14 protein-coding genes are annotated in these 15,152 nt (G+C 40.7%); 8 read left to right on the forward strand and 6 right to left on the reverse strand.

All coding sequences use genetic code 11. The features are described from left to right. Positions 1–23 precede the first annotated feature (23 nt). Positions 24–776 carry a uridine phosphorylase gene (gene udp / locus L1068_RS07075; RefSeq protein WP_237129655.1) on the reverse strand — a complete coding sequence of 251 codons (753 nt, stop codon included), beginning with the start codon at positions 774–776 and terminating at the stop codon, positions 24–26. Between the two features lie 115 nt (positions 777–891). Between udp and L1068_RS07080 the strand changes: the two genes are divergently transcribed. Continuing rightward, positions 892–2,355, forward strand: coding sequence for a cobyric acid synthase (locus tag L1068_RS07080; RefSeq protein WP_237129656.1), 1,464 nt, complete (start codon positions 892–894; stop codon positions 2,353–2,355). Between the two features lie 32 nt (positions 2,356–2,387). Here L1068_RS07080 and L1068_RS07085 read toward each other — a convergent pair whose 3' ends face one another. Continuing rightward, positions 2,388–2,693: a DUF962 domain-containing protein gene (locus L1068_RS07085; protein WP_237129657.1), complete on the reverse strand. Its 306-nt coding sequence runs from the start codon at positions 2,691–2,693 to the stop codon at positions 2,388–2,390. Between the two features lie 77 nt (positions 2,694–2,770). Between L1068_RS07085 and L1068_RS07090 the strand changes: the two genes are divergently transcribed. Further along, positions 2,771–3,217 (forward strand): hypothetical protein, encoded by a 447-nt coding sequence (locus L1068_RS07090; RefSeq protein ID WP_237129658.1) that lies wholly within the window; start codon positions 2,771–2,773, stop codon positions 3,215–3,217. 321 nt (positions 3,218–3,538) lie between these two features. Here the strand turns inward: L1068_RS07090 and L1068_RS07095 are convergent, their stop codons facing one another. Both L1068_RS07095 and L1068_RS07100 read right to left on the reverse strand, forming a co-directional pair. After that, positions 3,539–4,555 carry a M48 family metallopeptidase gene (locus L1068_RS07095; RefSeq protein WP_237129659.1) on the reverse strand — a complete coding sequence of 339 codons (1,017 nt, stop codon included), beginning with the start codon at positions 4,553–4,555 and terminating at the stop codon, positions 3,539–3,541. Next, positions 4,555–5,634: a YjgN family protein gene (locus tag L1068_RS07100; RefSeq protein WP_237129660.1), complete on the reverse strand. Its 1,080-nt coding sequence runs from the start codon at positions 5,632–5,634 to the stop codon at positions 4,555–4,557. Before L1068_RS07100 ends, L1068_RS07095 begins: the two co-directional genes overlap by 1 nt. A gap of 373 nt (positions 5,635–6,007) precedes the next feature. Between L1068_RS07100 and L1068_RS07105 the strand changes: the two genes are divergently transcribed. Continuing rightward, complete coding sequence (locus L1068_RS07105; protein WP_237129661.1) at positions 6,008–7,120, forward strand: arginase family protein; 1,113 nt, start codon at positions 6,008–6,010, stop codon at positions 7,118–7,120. 108 nt (positions 7,121–7,228) lie between these two features. Then, complete coding sequence (locus L1068_RS07110) at positions 7,229–7,930, forward strand: amino acid ABC transporter substrate-binding protein (RefSeq protein WP_237129662.1); 702 nt, start codon at positions 7,229–7,231, stop codon at positions 7,928–7,930. A 126-nt stretch (positions 7,931–8,056) separates the two neighbouring features. On the opposite strand, the gene L1068_RS07115 is transcribed toward L1068_RS07110, so the two are convergent. Then, positions 8,057–8,845: a thioesterase family protein gene (locus L1068_RS07115; protein ID WP_237129663.1), complete on the reverse strand. Its 789-nt coding sequence runs from the start codon at positions 8,843–8,845 to the stop codon at positions 8,057–8,059. Positions 8,846–9,063: 218 nt separating this feature from the next. Here L1068_RS07115 and dnaK point away from each other — a divergent pair, with 218 nt between their 5' ends. Both dnaK and dnaJ read left to right on the forward strand, forming a co-directional pair. Next, the gene (gene dnaK / locus L1068_RS07120; RefSeq protein WP_237129664.1) at positions 9,064–10,986 is read left to right on the forward strand and encodes a molecular chaperone DnaK; all 1,923 of its coding nucleotides are present in this window, start codon (positions 9,064–9,066) and stop codon (positions 10,984–10,986) included. 137 nt (positions 10,987–11,123) lie between these two features. Next, the gene (dnaJ, locus tag L1068_RS07125; RefSeq protein ID WP_237129665.1) at positions 11,124–12,263 is read left to right on the forward strand and encodes a molecular chaperone DnaJ; all 1,140 of its coding nucleotides are present in this window, start codon (positions 11,124–11,126) and stop codon (positions 12,261–12,263) included. 114 nt (positions 12,264–12,377) lie between these two features. Here the strand turns inward: dnaJ and L1068_RS07130 are convergent, their stop codons facing one another. Beyond that, positions 12,378–12,890 (reverse strand): hypothetical protein, encoded by a 513-nt coding sequence (locus tag L1068_RS07130; protein ID WP_237129666.1) that lies wholly within the window; start codon positions 12,888–12,890, stop codon positions 12,378–12,380. 264 nt (positions 12,891–13,154) lie between these two features. Between L1068_RS07130 and L1068_RS07135 the strand changes: the two genes are divergently transcribed. Continuing rightward, entirely contained in the window at positions 13,155–14,633 is a 1,479-nt protein-coding gene (locus L1068_RS07135; protein ID WP_237129667.1) for a methyl-accepting chemotaxis protein, read from the forward strand. Continuing rightward, complete coding sequence (locus L1068_RS07140; protein WP_237129668.1) at positions 14,623–15,147, forward strand: DUF6436 domain-containing protein; 525 nt, start codon at positions 14,623–14,625, stop codon at positions 15,145–15,147. Before L1068_RS07135 ends, L1068_RS07140 begins: the two co-directional genes overlap by 11 nt. Positions 15,148–15,152 lie beyond the last annotated feature (5 nt).

The raw sequence follows: 15,152 nt of genomic DNA on the forward strand, positions 1-15,152 counted from the left end.
CTTTATGGTGTAGTAATTTTAAACTAAACCAATAATTCAGCGGCTTTAATTACGGCGCTAACCGCTTTCTTTTCAACAACTTGATGGTCAACATCAGGAATTTCACTTTTCGTTCTATTAACTAGTACACCGGCAACACAGGCAGCTTTTAGACCAAGAGCTGAGCACATAGTAAATAATGTAGCTGATTCCATTTCGTAGTTCATAACGCCAAGATTTTGCCACTCATCAAAGCTACCTTGAAACGCTTTTGTCACATAGCCTGAGTAAGTATCGTAGCGCTCTTGTCCCGGGTAGAAGGTATCTGATGAAGCCGTTATACCCAAGTGATAGGTTGCGCCTAATTCGTCACATGCGCTTACCATCGCATTAGTGGCAAAGAAATCGGCAACGGCTGGGTATTGAATTGGTGCAAAATGTTGGCTTGCACCATCTAAACGAACAGATGCATGACTAATTAATAGGTCACCTTCGTTAATGTTTGGCTGAATTGCGCCCGTTGTACCAACGCGTAAAAACGTTTTAATTCCTAGCTGTGCGAGTTCTTCAACTGCGATTGATGTACTTGGGCCACCAATACCAGTAGAACATACGATTACTGGCTGCTGTTTGATATAGGCCAAAAAGACATGATATTCACGTGTTTTTGCAAGTGCGATAGGGTTATCAAGCTCGTTCGCAATGCGTTCTGCGCGTGCTGGATCACCGGGTACGATAGCGACTTTAGCACCTTCTACTTGTACTTTATCTAATCCTAAGTGGAATACTTTTTTCATCCTGTATGCTCTAACTTGGCAAATATTAATAACAGTTTGAATTAGCGTGCAAAATTGTAAAGGACAATGGTCCGTTAATTTGTTAGTGTGCAGCAAAAAATATATAGAGAATTGTATGAAAGCCAAGCACACATTGATGGTTCAAGGCACAACCTCAGACGCTGGGAAAAGTGTGCTGGTTGCGGCGCTTTGTCGTATTTTAGCCAATCATAATATCAAAGTAGCACCGTTTAAGCCGCAAAACATGGCGCTTAATAGTGCGGTTACCGCAGAGGATGGCGAAATTGGTCGTGCGCAGGCTGTACAGGCTGATGCGGCTAGAATAGAACCGCATGTGGATATGAATCCGGTGTTGTTAAAACCAAATTCTGATATCGGTGCGCAAGTTATTGTGCATGGTAAAGCAATTGGTAATTCAGATGCGGTTGATTATCATCAAATGAAGCCGCAATTACTTGGTGCCGTGCTCGATTCACATCAACGATTATCGCAGCAGTTTGATGCAGTGATTGTTGAAGGGGCAGGATCGCCTGCAGAGATTAATCTACGCGACCGTGATATTGCTAATATGGGCTTTGCAGAAGCGGCAGATTGTCCGGTAATTATCGTTGCCGATATAGATAAAGGCGGTGTGTTCGCGCACCTTGTAGGCACATATGAACTGTTAACTGATACAGAAAAAGCCAGAGTCGTTGGATTTGTAATTAATAAATTCAGAGGGGATATTAAGTTACTGTTGCCGGGTAACCAATGGCTTGAAAACAAGTTAGGTATTCCGGTACTCGCAACAATTCCTTATATACCTGATTTATATATAGAGCCAGAAGATGCACTCGATCTCAATCAAATATTAAGCACAAATAATTCAATTAATATTACGGTTGTGGTTTACCCTCGCATATCAAATCATACGGATTTTGATGTGTTAAGATTGCATCCAAACGTTAATCTAAGATATGCCCGTACGTCAAACGCAGTAGATAAGTGTGACTTACTTATCTTACCCGGATCAAAAAGTGTGATGGGTGATCTGTCGTTTCTTGTTGATAACCATTGGCAGGAATTTATCGCGCGTCATTTACGCTATGGCGGCAAAGTATTTGCGATTTGTGGTGGTATGCAAATGTTAGGGCAGCGACTTTATGATCCTCAACATATTGAGTCTAATATCGATGAAATGGATGGCCTAAATTACTTGCCAATCGAAACCACTTTACAAGGCGCTAAAACCTTAAGTCAAACAAAGGCAAATTGTTTAACGAGTGGAAGTGCTATTTCAGGCTATAAAATTCATGCAGGTAAAACAATTGAAACCGCATCGGTAAAACGATTGTTTAAACTCGCAAACGGTGAATTCGATGGCTATGAATCACAAGATGGGCAAATAAAAGCGACGTATTTACACGGTGTACTAGACAACCCACGCTTTTTATCACAATTACTCGAGTGGGCAGGATTAATCGGAGCAACTGGATTTGACTATGAAAGTGAAAAAGACAATCAGATAGAGAAACTTGCGACAGAAGTTGAAAAAGTAATGCCTATTAACGTGATAAAACAGTTATTAAGTTTAAATTAAAACGGAAACGTCAACACACTCAAGTAATTTATTTACCAGGGAATTCGTCGCAACAGTATGTCGCGAAACATAAGCCAGTCGCAAACAAAACTATAGAGTGGATATTGAAATGTGGCTGGCCTGTTTTTTTCAAATACAAAGTGTCCAATCCAAGCGAACAGATAGCCAACGCCAATAGCGGCTAAGATCAACCAATAGTTTTGGTTTAGCACAGCAAAAAGCAAACAAAATAGGCCAATTAACGAACCGCAAAAATGCAGTCTTCTACACAGAACGTTAGAGTGTTGCGACAAATAAAATGGGTAAAATGCTGCAAGTGAATGATATTCTTTCGCCATCGCAAAACCTTTGACTTAACGTTTAAGTTGTTTATTGTAGAATTTTTAACAGTAAATCAATTTGGGAATGTAATCAATTGCGAAACTGGTACGTAATCGTCTTGTTATTATTTTCAGCGCAATTCTGTTATGCGTCAGCTGAACCACTTTCTCATAAGGACATGCGCGCCAAAGTAACACAGTTTATTACGCTCAATGATTCAATTGATAAGCAAAGTACAATCGTTAGCTTATCTCAGTTAACAGCAACGCAATTCGAATATTATCAACCAAGTTTCCAAATTCATTTAAACAAAGAGCAGTGGGTGAGTGCACTTAACGAACGTATGAAGCAAACGCGCACGCGTTATGTGAAAACTGAGATAACACATATCGATTTTGCGTTAAATGCAGCATTTGTTAAGCAAAAAAGTACCTGGCAACAACGTGTTAATGGTAAGTGGTATGCGCGTTCAAGTGATAATATTGTGAGTTTATTTGAATTCTCTAACGGTAAAATAATTGCCGTTAGGGAATATTGGTAATTAGAGCGTGTTGACCTTTGTAGTCGATTTATACAGCTGTTTGTTTGGCATTTAGAAGATGTAGAGCGATTGCAGTGTGATTATGTTACATAAATGAGCGATAAAGACTTTGTGTTATTACCCTGCATCCATAGTATAAACGCCAAGCTAGTGGTGCTTACAGGTTCACCCAAAGCGTTTTGTTCTTTATTGTCGCTTCTTGACGTAGCTCGCAAGGCTGCAAAGTAACGCCACGATCAAAAAGCTTTGGATTTGAACGAAATTTAGACCACAAAGACCAACACGCTCTAGGTATACCTCTTCACTTTTATGCAGCTGGTATTATTTAAAGCGTTTGGCCTTTTCAATTCGCTCTTTTATAGCAGGGTGCGAACTTAGGTACTTGAGAAAATCACCTGAGCCGTTTTCACCAAAGCTATCCATGGCATCGGCAAAGGCACTGGGTGAGTAACCTAATTCAGCTAAATGTTGAAGTGCAAAATCATCCGCTTCACTTTCCATATCCCGTGAAAAGCTAGCTTGCACTAAGGTTGAGCTGGCACCAACAAATAGCTCGCCTACGGTTTCGAGATCACCAAATAACAGCGCAAACACAATGGCATTTGATAAAGACTGCGCTACTAAACGCATACCGTGTTTACCTTCTACATGACCAATTTCATGTAAAAGAATAGCCATTAACATGCTATCTAACTTGTTTTCATCATATTCGCGTAATTGCGTAATAAGATCGTCGGTTACGATTACGGTACCATCAGGCAGCGCAAGTGCGTTAGCACCAAAGTACGCACTTTGGTAAGCAAATATTTGATAGCGCTCTTTGTTTAAGTTCAAAGCCGTTGTGGCATTTGAAAACAGCTGTTCGATATGTTGTTGTGTGGGTTCATCAAGTTCAGATGGCTCAAGAAAAGCCTTTTCTAAAATCGTGAAACTTTGCTCACCCATGTAGTTCGGCACACTTGGTGGTAACCAATCAACACTTTTGCTGGCAAGCGCAGGCATAGCAACCATAATAAGCCAATAAATGAGCAGCGGCGCTAAAATAATACTGGCAAACACACTGATTTTATGACTTTCTAACGTGCTAAGAAGAGAACCTGTTTGGCGTTGAACGCGCCAAGATTTGTCATCGGGAATAAACATGTCGCCATTTTCAAAGCGAACTTCGGTTGCGACGCCGGGAATTGCATCACTCAACGAAATAGAGCTTAAATTATGGGCGCCATATTCAACACCTTCATGAATGATACTGATATGAGATTCTGTTACTACCAGCTTAACAGCACACGAGCGTGTGCTGCCAGCTTGATAGAGTTTACCATCGACTAGTTGACTCATCAGGTGATGGCGATATCTAAGTCGAATACTTCTGCGATTTCTTCGCCAATAGCGGATTGATCACTGGTCATATCATCAATTACGTTATCTGCGTTTTCATGGATTTCTACAAACGTACCGTTTGCCAAATAACGTGCTGCACGAATTTTTGCCCACGGGTAAGCTAAGCCAAGTGACAAACCAATCGCGATTAAGTTAAAGAATACTAAACGTGTAAATTGCATCTCAGTAATCGTTGACTCAAATTTAGCAACGTCTTTGATTTCGCTGTTAGCAAAGTTGTGTGCGCGAATACGTGCTTGATAAATACCGGTAATAAGCGCAAACATACCGATATACAACAGCGCAGTAATTGGCGCAATTACAAATGCGGCAGCACTCATGCCTGCTGAATTTAAATTAGCCATATCAACAGTTGCACCAAAAATCGCGGCGCCGATACCGATAACAATTGCAAAACCAAACATAGCACCAATTGACACTGCAACAACTAACAGTGCGGCAACATAGTAGTCGGTTGTAGACAGCGTTGCTTCAACCTTGCGATCACCATACGTAATGTTGTTTAAAATATACGAATTAATTTTTTTCATCACCCAAGGCACTAACAGGTATAAGGTAAATACCGATAAAATTGGGAAAATAATGAAAACAAGAAACGCTTCGCCATAGCTGCCGTTAAAACCAAAACGTACATTTCGATAGCTTGTCATGCGGTGTTGGAATCGCATGCTGCGGTTAATAACCCAAGGCATTAAAAATAGTGCGATTAGCATAATAAATAAGCCAAGAATTGGAACAAATTGAACGCTACCAACGTATATAGCAAATAATACGACGGCAATAATACGGCCAATTAAAATTTGGATTGGATTAGCAAGATAGGTAAATTGGTGCCCATCGACACTGGTATTACTGTAAAAGTAGCGATGTGTTCTGACTTTAGCCCAAGCAGAATAAATGCCGAGGGTGAGTACAGTAAGCACTATATTAACTATCCAGATTGAAAAAAATTGGCCAGTTTGACCTGCGAATTGAACTTGCGAACGGCGAGTTTGCGGCGCTGTGTTTAGTTCCATTAAACGTTTCCTGATTGTATGTAATTGTTAAGCGAACGCATTATAAATCATTTAGTTACAAATTAAAACTTGATAATTATATGAAAAGCTATGCAGTTAGCTTGAATAAATCTTCAGGTGATTACGTGTTGTTTCTAGTAGTTGATTTGACATTCAAAGGCAAAGCCTCTAAGAAAGAGGCATGTAGATTATTGTTGGGTTTATCGACTAAACCAATTTTTAACAAATACAACGAGTTAAAAATTAAAGACCATTAAATGATACCTTGCTTCGTTTTGTAACGAGCGGATTTAGTAACAAATGGTATTTCCAGCAATAAATTTTTAATCTATGCATAATTATATGACTGATTATGCTTTGTTCGGAGCTGAATATGAGCGACTCTAAAAACGCATTTATTGAAAAAGTAACAAATTGCTTATGCCCACCGGGTAACGGTGTTTTCACTGTTAACACGGCAAAAGAGCGAAAAGAAGCGCTGCACCAGTCAATCTATGGTCAGACCGAAAACATCGACGCGCTTTGGCGCGATAGCCTTGAAACTATTGAGCAAAGTGAATATCGCGCAGTAACGTTAGGCATTAGCTCTGATTGCGGCGGCGGCATTTTACGCGGTGCAAACTGGGGGCCGCTATTTTTACGCAGCACCCTAATGGAACAACAACCAAATGCGAAAACATTCGATTTAGGTGATGTGCGCGTAATTCCACACCTGCTACATGATAAATACTTAAACGACGGTACGATTTCAAACTGTCAAAAAGCACTTTATCAAGATGAAAGCAGCGATTATCACGTAAGCCCATTATCAATTACCGAAGATGTCTGTGATGACTTTTACGCCAATTTCCCAGATAAAGGGATTTTTGGTATTGGTGGCGACCACTCAATTAGTTACCCATTAACTAAGTCGTACTTAAAGGCAAAACGTGCGCAGGGTAAACGCACTGCAATTATTCACTTTGATGCACACACCGACCTACTTGTTGAGCGTTTAGGTATTGATTTATGTTTTGGCTCTTGGTGTACACATATTCTGGAGTTTTTACCGGCGCCACATCATTTAATTCAGTTTGGTATTCGCTCAAGTGGTAAAGATAAAACTCATTGGGAATCAACATTTGGTGTTAAACAGCATTGGGCGCATGAGATTCGAGAAAAGGGCGCACAAGCGATTGTTGACCAAGTAATTGCACAGCTAAAAGCAGATAATGTCGACGAGCTTTACGTTAGTTTTGATATCGATGCCCTTGATGCAACATTTGCAGCGGCAACGGGAACACCTGAATACGATGGTATGACGCCAGATGAAGCAATGCTAATTTTAAATGCACTTGCGAAAGAGTTCCCAATTACGGGCGCAGATATGATGGAAATTGCGCCGTTTACCGATGCGTCACACAGTGGTAAACAAGCATCTGAAAGTACATTGCGAGAGGGAGCAAAAATTTCTGCCTTGTTAATTGATGCGATGAACAGTAAGTAAATAAAAAAGGTGCCAAATGGCACCTTTTTTGCGTTTATAGTTTCTAAAGTCAATAACAGGGTTTACACTTAACAGTATGAAACCCCGTGATTTATCAAAAAGGTAAAGATGGTAAACCGATTAGCCGCACTATATGTTTTATTATGCTTAATGCCTATTAGTGCGTTCGGTAAACTGACGGTATTCACTGAAAATTTAAGTGGCTTTCAATATTACAATGAGCACGGGAAATTTGTTGGGCCCAACTTTGATAAAGTACATCGTGCGTTAAGCGCTGCAAATATTGATTATGAGCTAAATGTACTTGGCTGGTCACTCGCTTATAACGGGGTGTTACGCGACCCAAATGCGTGTATCTTTTCACTTGCCCGTTTACCTATGCGTGAGCCCAATTTTAAGTGGGTTGCTAAACTAAGCCACTTTACGGCATATTTTTATGCCTTACCCGAAAAACAAATTAAATTAGAGTCAATCCTGGCCGCAAAAGAATACAAAACCGCGGTAATAGAAAACAATTTTAGCCACCATTATTTAACACAGCATGGGTTTAAATTAGGTGCGCAATTATTAGTGATTGAGAATGTCGATAGATTGTTTCACATTATGAAGCAGCGTAAGCACGTACTTGATCTCCTTGTGTTGAACGAAATGCAATACAAAACACAGCGTGAAATTGATAAAACAACTCCTGAATTAGCCAAGGTATTCAAATTTAAACAAGAAGCAACGAGTTTATATTTCGCATGTAATACTAAAATTAGCGACGATATGTTAATTAAACTAAAAGCTGGATTTGAAGCTGTAAATTAATTTTATACATGTTTTTTGCGAGGTTGTTTTTGTCGTAATGCAAATAAGATTAATCGCGTTACATTAGGTGAGCATTGATGACATTTAAGCGCTCATAGAATGGGCGCTTAAATAATCGCTTTTAGCTTAATCAAATAGCGCAACAGTTTGGCGACTCATAGCTAATAATTCACCCGCTTGATTATAAATATTCGCTTCTTCACAGGCATATCCATCTCGACTATGATGTGTAAACGCATCAAAACCAAGCCAAGCGTCAGCTGCTAATGGCTGGTGAGGTAAAAACTCAATATACCAAGACATTGAACTGGCAGGGGCAATGTTTGCATACATTTGTAATTGTGCAGGCGGCCACGCATCTGTCAGCGCCAAGATATGCGCAACAGTTAAGTCCTTTGGTGTTTCTTTTAAACGCATCCATCCTGCAAGTTCGCCATTTGATGCATTTGAAAACGGCATAGCCCCTTTTTGAATATTAAAACTCATGTGTTGGAAAAATCGGGGAGTTACACCTTCCATATAAGGAATAAGGTTTTCTTCATTAACCGGTGCTAATGGACATATCGCTTTATTTTCAACAATCACATTTGAATCACGTTTTATTGCAAAGCATGCAAGGGCAATCACCGAAACTTTTTCGTCTTGGATAATTCTTGCTTCAATCTGCGATGCACTTTTACCTTCACGCAAAAGAGAAAGTTCTATATTAAATGGCGCATCGGCCTTCAGTGGGCCAACAAAATTAGTACTGAGTGATAGTAAAGTACGTTCGTCATTAACTACTGTGCGCATTGCGGTGTAAAGCATAGCAGCTGAAATACCACCGAAGGCTGTGCGGCCTTGGCACCAGTTTGCAGGAAACGTTAACTGGGTAAGGCGTGAATTAACTTGGTCTAATAATTGATCAAAATGCATAAGAATTTCATTTGTTACTGTAACTAGCGTGTTTATAACAAAAATACAGTGGTATGACCACTTGCTGTATCAAAATTAATCATTGCAAAAAAAAATTCAAAATTTTAAAAAAAATTTACGTTTTACAGTTGAATTGTCATTACCCCACCCCTATTAAGTAACCATCTAAACGAATTAATCATTTTTTGATACAGAATTAAAGAAGTAGGAGAGGTTCCATGGGTAAGATTATTGGTATCGACTTAGGCACAACAAACTCATGTGTTGCAGTATTAGACGGCGATAAGCCACGCGTAATTGAAAATGCAGAGGGTGATCGTACAACCCCATCAATTATCGCATACACTGACGAAGGTGAAACGCTTGTAGGTCAACCTGCAAAGCGTCAAGCGGTAACAAACCCAACAAATACATTATACGCAATCAAGCGTTTAATCGGTCGTCGTTTTGAAGACAAAGAAGTACAACGTGATATCGACATCATGCCATTCAAAATTGTTAAAGCAGACAATGGCGATGCATGGGTAGAAGCAAAAGGCGAAAAACGCGCTGCACCACAAATTTCAGCTGAAGTTCTTAAGAAAATGAAGAAAACAGCTGAAGATTTCTTAGGTGAAGAAGTAACAGGTGCTGTAATTACTGTTCCAGCTTACTTTAACGATTCGCAGCGTCAAGCAACTAAAGACGCGGGTCGTATCGCTGGCCTTGATGTTAAACGTATTATCAACGAACCAACTGCTGCTGCACTTGCATACGGCATGGATAAAAAGCAAGGCGATAATGTAGTTGCTGTTTACGACTTAGGTGGTGGTACATTCGATATCTCTATCATCGAAATTGATGAAGTAGAAGGCGAGCACACGTTTGAAGTACTAGCGACGAATGGTGACACGCACTTAGGTGGTGAAGATTTCGATAACCGTGTTATCAACTACCTAGTTGAGGAATTTAATAAAGATCAAGGCATCAACTTAAAGACAGATCCACTTGCGATGCAGCGTGTTAAAGAAGCAGCAGAAAAAGCGAAGATCGAACTTTCAAGTGCACAACAAACAGAAGTTAACCTTCCGTATGTAACTGCTGATGCGTCAGGTCCTAAGCACATGAACGTTAAACTAACGCGTGCTAAGTTAGAATCACTTGTTGAAGATCTCGTAACGCAATCACTAGAGCCACTTAAAAAGGCACTAGCTGACGCAGATCTTTCTGTTAGCGATGTTAACGATGTAATTCTAGTGGGTGGTCAAACACGTATGCCACTAGTACAAAAAGCAGTTACTGATTTCTTCGGTAAAGAACCACGTAAAGACGTAAACCCTGATGAAGCAGTAGCTATGGGGGCTGCGGTTCAAGGTGGTGTTTTAGCGGGTGACGTAAAAGATGTACTACTGCTAGACGTTATTCCTCTTTCACTCGGTATCGAGACAATGGGTCAGGTTATGACTGCATTAATCGAGAAGAATACAACGATTCCAACGAAGAAGTCACAAGTATTCTCAACTGCTGAAGACAACCAAAGTGCGGTAACAATACACGTACTTCAAGGTGAGCGTAAGCAATCAAGTGCGAACAAATCACTAGGTCAATTCAACCTAGAAGGTATTCGTCCTGCACAACGTGGCGCACCACAAATTGAAGTAACGTTTGACGTTGACGCTGATGGTATCTTACACGTATCTGCGAAAGATAAAGACACGGGTAAAGAGCAGAAGATCACAATCCAAGCGTCTTCAGGTCTAAGCGATGATGAAATCGATGCAATGGTACGTGATGCGGAAGCAAACGCAGAAGAAGATAAGAAGTTTGAAGAACTAGTACAAGCGCGTAACCAAGGTGACGCAATGGTTCACGGTACACGCAAGCAAATCGAAGAAGCAGGTGACGCACTACCAGCTGACGATAAAGCAGCGATTGAAGCAGCACTTTCAGAGCTAGAAACAGCAGTGAAAGGCGATGACAAAGCTGAAATCGAAGCGAAAACGCAAGCACTTATCGAAAAGTCGCAAAAACTAATGGAAATTGCGCAAGCAAATGCACAAGCGCAACAAGCTGGCGGCGATGCAGGCCAACAGCAACAAGCACAGCAAGATGACGACGTTGTTGACGCTGAGTTTGAAGAAGTAAAAGACGATAAAAAGTAATTTACTTAGAAGAGGGCGCGCGGGTTTCGACTCAGACGCGCCCTTAGTGTATCTAAAGGTTTTATGAATTTTGAGGCTAAAGACCCCGCTGGGGCAATGCAAATGCAGTTAGCCAACTAACGGGGAAAGCAGTAATTATGTCAAAACGCGATTATTATGAAGTACTAGGCGTTGCAAAAGACGCTAGCGATCGTGATATTAAAAAGGCATACAAACGCCTTGCTATGAAGTATCACCCAGATCGTACCGCAGGCGACAAAGACTTAGAAACTAAGTTTAAAGAAGTAAAAGAAGCATACGAAATACTTGGCGACAGTCAAAAACGTCAAACATACGACCAATTTGGTCATGCAGCCTTTGAACAAGGTGGTGGCGGTGGTCACGGTGGCTTTGGCGGCGGTGCAGATTTTGGCGATATCTTTGGTGATGTATTCGGTGATATTTTTGGTGGCGGCGGCGGTGGTAGACGTCAATCTCGCCAACAACGTGGTGCTGATTTACGCTACAACCTAGATTTAAGTCTAGAAGAAGCAGTTCGCGGTAAAGACGTTGAAATTAAAGTGCCAACTTGGGTGTCATGTGAACCGTGTGAAGGTTCAGGCGCGAAGAAAGGCTCTAAGCCACAAACATGTGGTACCTGTCATGGTCATGGCCAAGTACAAATGCGCCAAGGCTTCTTTGCTGTTCAGCAAACATGTCCTACGTGTAATGGCAGTGGTCAAATTATCTCAGATCCATGTAATAAGTGTCATGGTCAGGGCCGCGTAGAAAAAACCAAGACCTTGTCTGTGAAAATTCCGGCAGGTGTTGATACTGGCGACCGTATTCGTCTAGCTGGCGAAGGTGAAGCTGGGCAACACGGTGCACCAGCAGGTGATTTATACGTGCAGGTTTCTGTTCGTGAACACCCAATTTTTGTTCGTGACGGCAGCAATCTATATTGTGAAGTACCACTTAGCTTTACTACAGCAGCACTTGGTGGCGAAATTGAAGTACCGACGCTAGACGGTCGAGCAAAACTGAAAATTCCTTCAGAATGTCAGACGGATAAAATGTTCCGTATGCGCGGTAAAGGCGTTAAGTCTGTTCGCGGCGGTGTGGTTGGTGATTTAATCTGTAAAGTAATTATTGAGACACCGGTTAACTTAAACGAACGTCAAAAAGAATTATTACGTGAATTAGATGAGAGCATGGGCGGTGATAGCTCGCGCCATCGTCCAAAAGAGCAAGGATTCTTTGATGGTGTTAAGAAGTTTTTTGATGACTTAACTAAGTAATCTAGCTTAGTAACTTAGCCTATTAGTTTAGCTAAGTAAGAATACTAAAAAGGGCTCACAACTGTGAGCCCTTTTTGTTAGTTGCATATAAGCATGTTCACTGAATATATGAACTTACTCTTTAACTAACCCACCAACTTCAAAGGATGTTTGCCACGTTTTATTATACTTGGCGTTTGTTTGCCCGCTTTGAATGCTAATTACGGCATCGTGCTTTGCGTTTTTGAATGTAGTTCGTTGGCTTTGATTTTGTGCTGTGTTAATTGCTTGCCATTGACTCCCCAAACATTGCGCTACTTGGTTTACGGCTAAGTCAAACGCGTCACGGCTCTGTGATTCGTTATCGTATTGCTTTGCGCACTTGTAAGACACTCTTTCGTTATTCATACCGAGAATTTGACAACCATTGCCGAGCAAATGGTACTTTGGTGTCCACACATCGCCAAACTTAGTTTGAACACGTGTCGCTTTTAGCAGCTCGAATTGATTTTCAAAACCATCAACTAAACCTTGAATTTTTTCACATGGCGTTAAGTTATCAACGTAGGCTGTTTGTGTTGGTGTGAGTGTTGAACCACAGCCTACTAAAAACAAAAACAGTGATGCAGCAGAAATTTTACGAAACATAATGCTATCCCTAATAATTTGCCATCAGCATAGCGAGACTTAAAAAGAAAATCTATGCTTAACGTAAGCAATATTGTGATTTATCAAGTATCAACACGCGTATTGCGTAGCATTTAATCAAGCATCAAATTAATTAAATAAATAAAAACTAATTTTTAACTTAGATTTAAAATTGTGGCATAGGAAATTGAGCCATTCGGCAGTAAAAACCGTACAACTTATGTTGTATTACCGTTTATTTATGAGAACTATTTGGAAGTTTAAATGAATTACCCTTGGATTGAAAAAGCAAACCGGATCTTCTCTGCGGTATTAATTGGCCAGTTTATTGTTACGTTAATTATCGCATTCTTTACCGATACCTGGTTTGAAGGTATCGCAATTGGCCTGCTTATTGTGGCATTGCCCTTATTTTTAATTAACGCTGCACCGTTTGCATCAGTTACCCGCCATGCTGTCGGTATAGCGGTTCAGTTATTTGCAGCACTTCATATTCAACAAGCCATGGGGTTAACAGAATTACACTTCGAAATATTTGTAATGTTGGCATTTTTAAGCTTCTACCGCGATTGGCAGGTGATTTTGTCGAGCGTATTATTTATAGCCGTTCATCATATTCTGTTTTTTATTGTACAGTCGCAAGGCGGCTCAATTTACATATTTGAACAAGGCCATTTAGCGTTTTACATTTTGACTATCCATGCGTTGTTTGCGATAACCGAAGGCGGCGTACTAATGTATGTTGCCAAATTAACGCAGAGAGAGGCGGTAAGTGCGTATAAATTATCAAAATCAATACATGATGTGTTGAGTAAAGAGGGTAAGTTCGACTTAACTGCGTTTACCAAAGAGCAATCAGATGACTCTGATTATCATAAGTTAATGACTTCATTAAGTGGATTTATAAAACAAACCAAAACGGTCAGTGAAGGTGTGTTACTACGCTCTGAGGCTGTGTTAGATTTAACTAACGATGTAGAGCGTGCGACCGACGAAAATGTCAGTCAAATCAACTTAATTGCAACCGCAACGGAAGAAATGACAGTGGCAAATGCTAACGTAGCAAGCCAAGCAAGTGAAGCAAACGAAAGTGCAAGCGATGCGTTTACCCGTACCGATAAAACAAAGCAAATTATTGATAGTTCGGCACACAATATCGAAGGGCTTAAGGGCGATTTGTCGGCAACATCTCAAACAATTGGTGAACTTGCGTTAAAGTGTAGTCAAATTGAAGAAGTGATGAACGCCATTAAATCGATTTCAGACCAAACAAACTTATTAGCGTTAAATGCGGCAATTGAATCAGCACGCGCTGGAGAGCATGGCCGTGGGTTTGCCGTTGTTGCAGATGAAGTAAGACAACTTGCTATGAAAACGCGTCAAAACGCAGAGCAGATCAGTGAAATTACCGCGGCGTTAATTAATGAGGCATCGTCTTCGGTTGAACAAATGGACAAGTGCTTAGTTCAAGCAGAAGACACGGTTGTACAGGCAAAAGACGCTTCTAACATGATGATGGGCGTGGTTGACAATATTGAAAGCATGGTTAACAACATGGCTTCTGTTGCAAGTGCTGCAAACGAACAAGCAACGGTGTCGGCGAGTATTTCTGAGTCGACACAGCGCTTATCGCATAATTCTGAGCAACTAAAACATAATACTAATGAGTCGGGCCAGCGCTTTAAAGAAATGAAGAACGATATTGAAAACTTAAACCGCGAGTTATCACGCTTTGAGCTCTAAATTACATTGGGTTTTGTTAGCGGTATGGTCAATTATTTTAACCAGCAGTGTGTTGTACTTATCGACCTTAAAAGCAAAGCAATTTGATGTGAACGGTTTGCTTTTGAGTAACGCGATGGACACCGAATTTGACCATCGCTTTACATCGCTTATTGAAGAAACCCTACATACAAGGAATGGGGTAGTAGTGCACTTTACAATGGATAATTGCTTTTGTGAGTATGTTGCCGAAAGCCACGTAACTTCGGTGAAAAAATTAGCGTCGGAACACGGCTTTAAAAATCATGTTATTACGCTTAATAGTACCAGTCGTTTTAATATACCTTCGGTACCTGCGGTCGCAGTAATCAACCAAAAAGGTAAGCTAACCTATCTTGGTCCTTATTCAACAGGAATGTTTTGTAGCGAAGGCGAAGGCTTTGTCGAGCAGTACATCAACCACAATACCGAGCACAACGCATTAGGCGCGACTATTTTTACTGATGCCCAAGGTTGCTATTGCAACCTTGGTTAATGAGT

The sequence above is a fragment of the Pseudoalteromonas sp. MMG024 genome (assembly GCF_021654175.1).
GTDB lineage: Bacteria > Pseudomonadota > Gammaproteobacteria > Enterobacterales > Alteromonadaceae > Pseudoalteromonas.

What these genes read in the sequence shown, in the direction of transcription:
- dnaK (WP_237129664.1), top strand. Translation starts at nt 9,064, where the DNA reads ATGGGTAAGATTATTGGTATCGACTTAGGCACAACAAACTCATGTGTT.
- L1068_RS07100 (WP_237129660.1), bottom strand. Translation starts at nt 5,634, where the DNA reads ATGGAACTAAACACAGCGCCGCAAACTCGCCGTTCGCAAGTTCAATTC.
- L1068_RS07105 (WP_237129661.1), top strand. Translation starts at nt 6,008, where the DNA reads ATGAGCGACTCTAAAAACGCATTTATTGAAAAAGTAACAAATTGCTTA.
- L1068_RS07095 (WP_237129659.1), bottom strand. Translation starts at nt 4,555, where the DNA reads ATGAGTCAACTAGTCGATGGTAAACTCTATCAAGCTGGCAGCACACGC.
- L1068_RS07110 (WP_237129662.1), top strand. Translation starts at nt 7,229, where the DNA reads ATGGTAAACCGATTAGCCGCACTATATGTTTTATTATGCTTAATGCCT.
- L1068_RS07115 (WP_237129663.1), bottom strand. Translation starts at nt 8,845, where the DNA reads ATGCATTTTGATCAATTATTAGACCAAGTTAATTCACGCCTTACCCAG.
- L1068_RS07085 (WP_237129657.1), bottom strand. Translation starts at nt 2,693, where the DNA reads ATGGCGAAAGAATATCATTCACTTGCAGCATTTTACCCATTTTATTTG.
- udp (WP_237129655.1), bottom strand. Translation starts at nt 776, where the DNA reads ATGAAAAAAGTATTCCACTTAGGATTAGATAAAGTACAAGTAGAAGGT.
- L1068_RS07135 (WP_237129667.1), top strand. Translation starts at nt 13,155, where the DNA reads ATGAATTACCCTTGGATTGAAAAAGCAAACCGGATCTTCTCTGCGGTA.
- L1068_RS07130 (WP_237129666.1), bottom strand. Translation starts at nt 12,890, where the DNA reads ATGTTTCGTAAAATTTCTGCTGCATCACTGTTTTTGTTTTTAGTAGGC.
- dnaJ (WP_237129665.1), top strand. Translation starts at nt 11,124, where the DNA reads ATGTCAAAACGCGATTATTATGAAGTACTAGGCGTTGCAAAAGACGCT.
- L1068_RS07080 (WP_237129656.1), top strand. Translation starts at nt 892, where the DNA reads ATGAAAGCCAAGCACACATTGATGGTTCAAGGCACAACCTCAGACGCT.